The sequence below is a fragment of the Streptomyces sp. NPDC104581 genome, from assembly GCF_055583685.1.
Window position 1 is genome coordinate 160,791 of the sequence record NZ_JBVJNN010000005.1, and the last position, 7,873, is coordinate 168,663.

Genomic DNA, 7,873 nt, shown 5'->3' on the forward strand with positions numbered 1-7,873 from the left:
GTCGTCGTGTTGCCCCCCGCCCCCCCTCCCCCCTCTGGGGAAACACCACCGCAGCCCCCCCCAACCCCCCCCCCCTCCCCCCCGCCCCCCCCCCCGCCCCCCCCCCCCCCCCAGGTCCGTCACCCGCGTGGTGGCGGGCCCGGGCGCGGGCGGTGGCGCGGGGCCGTCGCGCGGACCTTCCCGCGATTGCCGACGGGGTGCAGGGTTTCCGCCCGGGGATCGCGGCTAGGGTCGTCGTCAGACAACGGCATGCCATCCTCAGGAGAATCCAGCGATGACCATCGACCCGTCCTCGATTCCGAATTTCGGGGCCCAGCCCCAGCCGCAGGCCGCGGGAACGGCGGGCCCTGTCGTCCCCGACCAGGATCTGGTCAAGCAGCTTCTCGACCAGATGGAGCTGAAGTACGTCGTCGACGACGAGGGCGACCTCGCGGCGCCGTGGGAGGAATTCCGTACGTACTTCATGTTCCGCGGTGAGGGCGACCAGCAGGTCTTCTCCGTACGGACGTTCTACGACCGGCCGCACGCCATCGAGGACAAGCCCAAGATCCTCGACGCGATCGACGACTGGAACCGGCGCACGCTGTGGCCCAAGGTCTACAGCCACGTGCACGAGGAGGAGAACGGCGGCCCCACGACCGTCCGGCTCATCGGCGAGGCCCAGATGCTGATCGGCACCGGGGTCAGCCTGGAGCACTTCGTGTCGTCGACGGTCAGCTGGGTGCGGGCGTCGATCGAGTTCGACAAGTGGATCGTCGAGACCTTCGGGCTGACCCCGGCCGAGGAGAAGCCCGCCGGGGAGCAGCCGGCCGACGACGCCTGACGAGCCGTCCGGACGACGCCTCGCGGCGCCCCCCGCGGCTGCGCGCCGGGCGCGCCCTCCTTACAGCGGCATCGGGGCCAGTGTCAGCAGATACGTCCCGTAGCACCACGACAGCCCGGCGAGGGCGGCGATCACCACGACCGACGCCCTCGGCCGGGCTTTCGTGAGCGCGCACGCGAGCGGCAGCAGCAGCGGGAACGCGGGCAGCAGGAAGCGCGGCTTGGACTCGAAGAAACCGCCGCCGCCGACCGCGATCAGGAGCAGGACCCCCGCGTACACGAGCAGGGGCAGGGGCGGGCGGCTGTCCCGGTCCACGAGGAGCAGCGCGAAGAGCAGTACGGCCGCGGTGACGATCAACGCGGTCATGGGGGAGGCGAGTTCGGCGGGCCGCAGCGCGACGTCGCGGACGTTGAGCACGTTGTCGACACCGAGGTCGAAGCGGGAGCGCCAGCCGCCCTGCACGGTGAAGTAGCCGGTGAGCGGATCGCCGGTGCGCAGGCCCACCCAGAGCACGTAACCGCCCCAGCCGAGTGGCGCGACGACGGCCGCGGCCCAGAGCCGCCAGGGGGCGCGGCCGCGGCGCTTCCACAGTTCGTACGCCGCGGCGGCGCAGACCGCGGCGGCGATCGCGATCCCGTTCGGCCGGGACAGACCCGCGAGCGCGGCCAGCGAACCCGCCCACAGCCAGCGGCCGGTGAGCACCGCGTACAGGGAGAAGGCGGCGAAGGCGGTGAGGAGCGGTTCCGTGTACGCGAGGGTGAGCACGACCGAGTGGGGGAGCAGGCCCCACAGCAGCACCAGCACGGCGGCGGTGGTCCGGCCGTGGAGGCGTTCGCCGACGAGGTGGATGCCGAGGGCGGCGGCTGCCGCGGCGGCCCAGGAGAGCAGCAGCGCGGCGGTGCCGCCGTCGAGCGGGAGGACGGTCGTGACGGCGCGTACGAGACCGGGGTAGAGCGGGAAGAACGCCAGGTCGCTGTGGACGGCGCCGTCGGTGAAGTGGAGCGTGTGGCCGTAGCCGTCGGCGGCGATCCTCGTGTACCAGACGGAGTCCCAGGTGCGGGTGAGGAGTTGGGACGGTGAGCGGCCGGTGTGCTCGGCCCACAGCCACAGGACGAGCAGACCGGTGAGCCGGGCGGCGGCGAACAGCCCGAGCGCGGGGGCGGCGCGGCGGAGGGCGGAGGCGAGGCGGGCGGTGCGCCGGCGGGGGCCGAGGGCGGTGAAGACGACGGCCGGTGGGGTGGCCGGCCCGGCGGGCCCCGCGGGGGCCTTCCGGGCGGCCGGCGGGACGGCGTCGGCGGCGTCGAGCGTATCGGCGGACAGGGGGCACCTCCGTGCGCGCGTGATCGGTCGAGCCGACCTTCCGCGCACCCCGTGCTTCCCGCGACCCCTGGGCCGCCGACCGGGTAGCGGGGCGCGCCGTACGGGGGGTGCGCGGGGGCGGACGGCGTGTCGGCGTGACAGGGGTGGCCGTGGGCGTGCCGACGCCGGTTGCGGGAAAGGCCGAGGCGTACGGCGCGTGGCCGCCCGACCGGTGTTCCCGCCCGCCCGCCCGCGCACGGGCGGGACGAGGGCGAATCCGCCACTCATCGCGCGCCGGGTGGGCTGTCGGGCGCGGGAGGGTCTGTGTCTGTTCAGTGCCGGCTTCGACGGGGAGTCAGCGGCTCCGTATCGGGAGGCCGTGTGCCGCGCTCGCCTCGACGGGACGTCAGCCGTACCGTCCGGCGCGGGTGGCCGTGGTTCGTGGTCCGTGCCGGTGCGGTCCGGCTCACCCTCACCCCGCCAGTGTCTTCAGCCGCGCCGCCGCGTCGGCCAGGACCTCCGCGCGCTTGCAGAACGCGAAGCGTACGAAGGGCGCGCCCTGCTCCCGGTGGTCGTAGAACACCGCGTTCGGCACGGCCACCACACCGCAGCGCTCGGGCAGCGCGCGGCAGAAGGCGAAGCCGTCGCTCTCGCCGAGCGGGCGGATGTCGGTGGTGACGAAGTACGTGCCCGCCGGCCGGTAGACCTCGAATCCGGCCGCGACGAGCCCCGCCGACAGCAGGTCGCGCTTGGCCCGCATGTCGTCGCGCAGCTCGTCGAAGTAACTGTCCGGCAGCCGCAGGGCCTCGGCGACGGCGTACTGGAAGGGGCCCGCCGACACGTACGTCAGGAACTGCTTGGCGGCCCTGACCGTGGCCACCAGCTCCGGCGCGGCCGTCACCCAGCCGACCTTCCAGCCCGTGAACGAGAACGTCTTGCCGCTGGAGGAGATGGTGACCGTGCGCTCCCGCATGCCCGGGAAGGTCGCGAGGGGGAGGTGTTCGCCGTCGAAGACCAGGTGTTCGTACACCTCGTCGGTGACGACCAGCAGATCGCGCTCGACGGCGAGCGCGGCCACGGCCGCCAGCTCCTCGCGGGTGAGGACCGTGCCGGTGGGGTTGTGCGGGGTGTTGAGGAGGATCAGCCGGGTGCGCGGGGTGACGGCGTCGCGCAGTTCGTCCAGGTCCAGGTGGTACGCGCCGTCGCGGGGGCGCAGTGTGACGGGGACGCGCGTGCCGCCCGCCAGGGCGATGGAGGCGGCGTACGAGTCGTAGTACGGCTCCAGGGCGATCACCTCGTCGCCGGGCTCCACGAGGGCGAGCAGCGACGCGGCGATCGCCTCGGTGGCGCCGGCCGTGACCAGGACCTCGGTGTCGGGGTCGTACGCCAGGCCGTACCGCTTCAGCTGGTGGCCGGCGATCGCGGTGCGCAGCTCGGGGACGCCGGGGCCGGGCGGGTACTGGTTGCCGCGGCCGTCGCGCAGGGCCCGTACCGCCGCCTCCCTGACCGACTCGGGGCCGTCGGTGTCGGGGAAGCCCTGGCCCAGGTTGATCGCGCCGGTCCGGACGGCCAGCGCCGACATCTCGGCGAAGATCGTCGTCCCGAACTCCGCGAGGCGTCGGTTGAGCAGGGGCCGGCCGGGCGCCGGGGCGCCGCCCGTGGCGGGCGGCGGGGGATTCGTGGCGGTCATGGCGGCCATCCTGCGCCGAAGCTCTGGAGTTGCTCAAGTCTGCTTTGGGTTCGCAGGGGTGGGGGCATCCCCCCAGTCACAAGAGAAGACGGCACGAAAAGCCGATCACTGGCGAAGCCGGTCCCGCTACGACGCGGGGGCCTCGCTTCGGGGGAACAGGAAGACGGTGAAGACGATGAGCGTGGTGGTGCTGGCCCTCGGGCTGTTCGCACTGTTGGTTGTCGGGTTCTTGATCATGATGCGCGGATTCGCGAAGCGCCTGGGCGCACGGAACAACCGCGGGGTCCGCCTCTCGGCCGGCCGTTCCCGTTCCCGCTCCGGCGGGGGCGGCGGTGGTGGTGGTGAGAACGTGAGCTGGTGGTCATCGGGAGACGGCGGCGGCTCCTCGTCCTGCGGCGGAGGTTCGTCCTCCTGCGGCGGGGGTTCGTCCTCCTGCGGGGGCGGCGGAGGCGGCGGCGGGTGCGGCGGCGGAGGCAGCTGACACGGGGCAGCTGGTCCGTGGTCATCGACGGTGCCCGGCGGAGGGAACTTCCGCCGGGCACCGTCATGTTGGGGCGCCGGAAGCCCGAAGAGACCGTATTTTGTTGAACAGTTGAACTGTGGTGCCCCCGAGGGGATGGAAACCACGTCAAGTTGGGTAAAAACGCTGTCAGCGTCCCTTACTTCGTGATTCGCTCGCTGTTGAGATTTTCCAGCCCCGGACCTTGGGCCTCGGACCTCGGACCTTCGCGCGGAGCCGAGCAGACGATCTCCTACTTCCGTCAGTTCTCAGTTCGCAGTTCTCGTGTTTGCGGAGCCGACCCATGCTCAGAACCCTCAACACCGCCTATACCGACACCCGTTCGGCCGACCTCGCCTGGGCGCTGGGGCGCGAGCCGCTGCCCGCACTCGCCGTCCTCGATCTCGAACTCGGCGGCGCCCGCGTGCAGATGAGGCTCCTGGGCGCCTCCCATCAGGTACTTCTCGAACAGGAGCAGGGCAGTTGCTCCGAGACGGTGGCCTGCATCCCCGGCAGCAGCACGCCGCTGCCACTCGGTGTCGCGGAGCGCGTGGGGGAGTGGGAGTACGAATTCGCGGCGCGCGTCGAGACGTTGTCGCAGGGTTCGTTCGCGGGGCGCGCGCAGGAGCTGCTCGCACTGGTCGCCGACCATCCGAACGGGCTCGCGGGTACGTTCCCGGGCGACCCGCACGCGTTCACCGCGATGCTCGTGCGGCGGCACCAGGGCCAGGTGTCCTGGCGTACCTGGCACGCGTATCCGCAGGAAGGGACGCTGGTGGTGACCCGGACGCGGGTGGGCGTGCGGGTGCCGGTCCCGCTGTAGCGGATGCGCGGCGGGCGCCGGGGCGGAGGCGTGTAATGGGTACGAACACCGTTACCACCCTTGTGGGTGACAGGCCGCACGCAAGTAGTGACGTAGCGTTACTGGAATGATCGACCAGTCTGTGGTCGCGCCGCCGGACAGCGCGGCGCGGCTGCCCGTCCGACCGAGCGCGGGGCGTTTCCTGATCCTCGCCGTGGTCTTCGTATGCGCCGCGTGCGGGCTGGTGTACGAGCTGGAGCTGGTCGCCCTCGCGTCGTATCTGATCGGGGACTCCGTCACACAGGCATCGGTCGTCCTGTCCCTGATGGTCTTCGCGATGGGCCTCGGCTCGCTGCTCGCGAAGCGGCTGCGCTGCCGGGCGGCGGTCGGTTTCGGGCTGATCGAGGCGGCGCTCGCGCTGCTCGGGGGGCTCTCGGCGCTCGTGCTGTACGCGACGTTCGCCTGGATGGGCGAGTCGCGGTACGCGCTGATCGGGTTCTCGCTCTCCATCGGGATCCTCATCGGCGCGGAGATCCCCCTGTTGATGACGCTCATCCAGCGCGTCTCCCGGCAGGACGCGGGCGGGAACGTCGCCGACCTCTTCGCGGCGGACTACGTGGGCGCGCTGGTCGGCGGGCTGGCCTTCCCGTTCCTGCTGCTGCCGTGGTTCGGGCAGCTCACGGGCGCGCTCCTGACCGGCGGGGTCAACGCGGTGGCGGGCGGGGCGCTCGTGCTCTGGGTCTTCGGGCGCGATCTGACGGGCCGTGAGCGGGGGTTGCTGCTGCTGGTGAACATCGTGGTGCTGACGGTCCTGGCCACCGCCGCCGTCCTGGTGGACGACTTCGAGCGGGCCGCGCGGCGCGCGGTGTACGGGGACGGGGTGCGGGTCGCCGTCCAGACCGACGTCCAGGAGGTCGTCCTCACGGGCGGGACCGAGAAGCCGCTGGACCTCTACCTCGACGGGCGGCTGCGGGTCAGCGAGCGCGACGAGTACCGGTACCACGAGGCGCTGGTCCATCCCGCGATGCGCGGTCCGCACGCCCGGGTGCTGATCCTCGGCGGCGGGGACGGGCTCGCGGCGCGCGAGGTCCTGCGCTATCCGGACGTCCGCTCGGTCACGGTCGTCGAGCTGGACCCGGGCGTCGCGCGCCTGGCCCGTACGGACCCGGCGCTGGCCGCGCTGAACGAGCACGTGTACGACGACCCGCGGTTCCGGGTGGCGTACGCGGACGCGTTCACCTGGCTGCGGGGGCGGGTGGCGGCGGGCGCGGGAGCGTACGACGTGGTCCTCTCGGACCTGCCCGATCCCGGCATCACCCCGAGCACCAAGCTCTACTCGGAGGAGTTCTACGGGCTGGCCTCGCGGGTGCTCGCGGAGGGCGGGCGGCTGGCCGTGCACGCGGGGCCGCCGGCCGTCCGGCCGCGTACGTACTGGACGGTGGAGGCCACGCTGCGGTCGGCCGGGTTCGGCACGAGCCCGTACACCGCGACGGGGCGGGCGGCCGGGTTCGGGGCGGGGCCCGACCGGTCCAACGACGGGGAGCACACGGGCGGGGGAGAGGGGGCGGGCGCGGATGCGCGGACGGACTGGGGCTTCGTCCTCGCGACCGCCGGCCGGCCACCGGGGGTGGGACTCGCCCCGGACGCGCCCCGGCTGCGCTCGCTGGCCCCGCCGGTGCTGGCAGCGGGCGTCCTGCGGGCGGAACGCACCAGATTGCGCGATCTGCCGCCGTCGACGCTGGTGCATCCGAGATACGCGGGCTGATGGCGGTGGGCCCGCGGCCGGGGGTGGCCGATGTGTGCGGAGAGGCGCCTGAGACGGCGGGGCTGAGTAGGCTCGGATCCCATGGAGCATGAGGTGTTCATTCCGGTTCCGGCTGAGACCCTCCGCGAGGCGCTGCGGGACCACGCCCGCGTCGCGCGCTGCGTCCCCGGACTCCAGCGGGACGCGGACGAGTCGGCGGGCCCGCTCTCGGGCCGCCTGAAGGTCCGCGTCGGCGGCCACACGATCACGTACCGCGGCGCGCTGACGCTGACGGAGCGGGCGGGGGCCTTCACGGCGAAGGGCGAGGGCGTGGAGGTCCGCGGTTCGGGCTCCGCCGAGGTGAACGTCCGCATCCGGCTGCGGGAGGCGGACGGGGGCACGACGGTGGCCTTCACGGCGACGTCGGCCTCCGAGGGCCGCCTGTCGGAGATCCCCTCCGCCACGTCCGAGCCGACGGCCCGCAGACTGCTGGACCGCTTCACCGCCGCGCTGGGTGCCTCCGGCGGGGAGGCGGGTGCCGGCGCCGACGCCGGCCGGGCGCAGGGTGCCGCCGATGCCGACACCGATCGCGGGGCCGAGCCGGACGGCACCGAGGGTTCCGCCGGTACGGCGGACTCGGGCGACTCGACCGGCGACGCCGCCGTCCCACGGGGCCGGGGTGACGCTGCCGCGCAGGCCCGGGGTGACGCCGATGCCGCCGCGCAGGCCGGGGGCGCCGCCGCGCAAGGCCCGGCCGACTCGGCCGGTGACGAGGCGGACTCCGGCGCCCCCGCCGACGATCCGGGCGTACCCGATGTCGGGAAGTTCGACGACGCAGCCGCGCAGGCCGGGGGTGACGATGCCGTCGCGCAGGCCCCGGCGGAGGACGCCGACGCCTCGCAGCCCCCGGGCGAGGCCGATGCCGCGCAGGCCGGGGGTGACGATGCCGTCGCGCAGGCCCCGGCGGAGGACGCCGACGCCTCGCAGCCCCCGGGCGAGGCCGATGCCGCGCAGGC

Annotated in this window: 6 protein-coding genes; 4 read left to right on the plus strand and 2 right to left on the minus strand. The window is 73.6% G+C overall.

Annotation, left to right across the window (positions count from 1 at the left end; all coding sequences use genetic code 11):
* Positions 1-274 precede the first annotated feature (274 nt).
* The gene (locus ACZ61E_RS06835) at positions 275-823 is read left to right on the plus strand and encodes a YbjN domain-containing protein (protein ID WP_469698189.1); all 549 of its coding nucleotides are present in this window, start codon (positions 275-277) and stop codon (positions 821-823) included.
* A 60-nt stretch (positions 824-883) separates the two neighbouring features.
* Here the strand turns inward: ACZ61E_RS06835 and ACZ61E_RS06840 are convergent, their stop codons facing one another.
* Together ACZ61E_RS06840 and ACZ61E_RS06845 are read right to left on the minus strand one after the other, a co-directional pair.
* A complete protein-coding gene (locus ACZ61E_RS06840) occupies positions 884-2,191 on the minus strand; it encodes a hypothetical protein (RefSeq protein WP_469698190.1) in 1,308 nt (435 codons plus the stop codon).
* A 403-nt stretch (positions 2,192-2,594) separates the two neighbouring features.
* On the minus strand, positions 2,595-3,812 hold the full coding sequence (locus ACZ61E_RS06845; protein WP_469698192.1) for a pyridoxal phosphate-dependent aminotransferase: 1,218 nt from the start codon (positions 3,810-3,812) through the stop codon (positions 2,595-2,597).
* 803 nt (positions 3,813-4,615) lie between these two features.
* On the opposite strand from ACZ61E_RS06845, the gene ACZ61E_RS06850 reads away from it, so the two are divergent.
* From ACZ61E_RS06850 to ACZ61E_RS06860, 3 genes are all read left to right on the plus strand, one after another.
* The gene (locus ACZ61E_RS06850; RefSeq protein ID WP_469698193.1) at positions 4,616-5,134 is read left to right on the plus strand and encodes a DUF2617 family protein; all 519 of its coding nucleotides are present in this window, start codon (positions 4,616-4,618) and stop codon (positions 5,132-5,134) included.
* Between the two features lie 106 nt (positions 5,135-5,240).
* Complete coding sequence (locus tag ACZ61E_RS06855) at positions 5,241-6,878, plus strand: polyamine aminopropyltransferase (protein ID WP_469698195.1); 1,638 nt, start codon at positions 5,241-5,243, stop codon at positions 6,876-6,878.
* A gap of 81 nt (positions 6,879-6,959) precedes the next feature.
* Positions 6,960-7,873, plus strand: a 914-nt coding sequence (locus tag ACZ61E_RS06860; RefSeq protein ID WP_469698196.1) for a CoxG family protein, incomplete at its 3' end; no start/stop codon positions are given.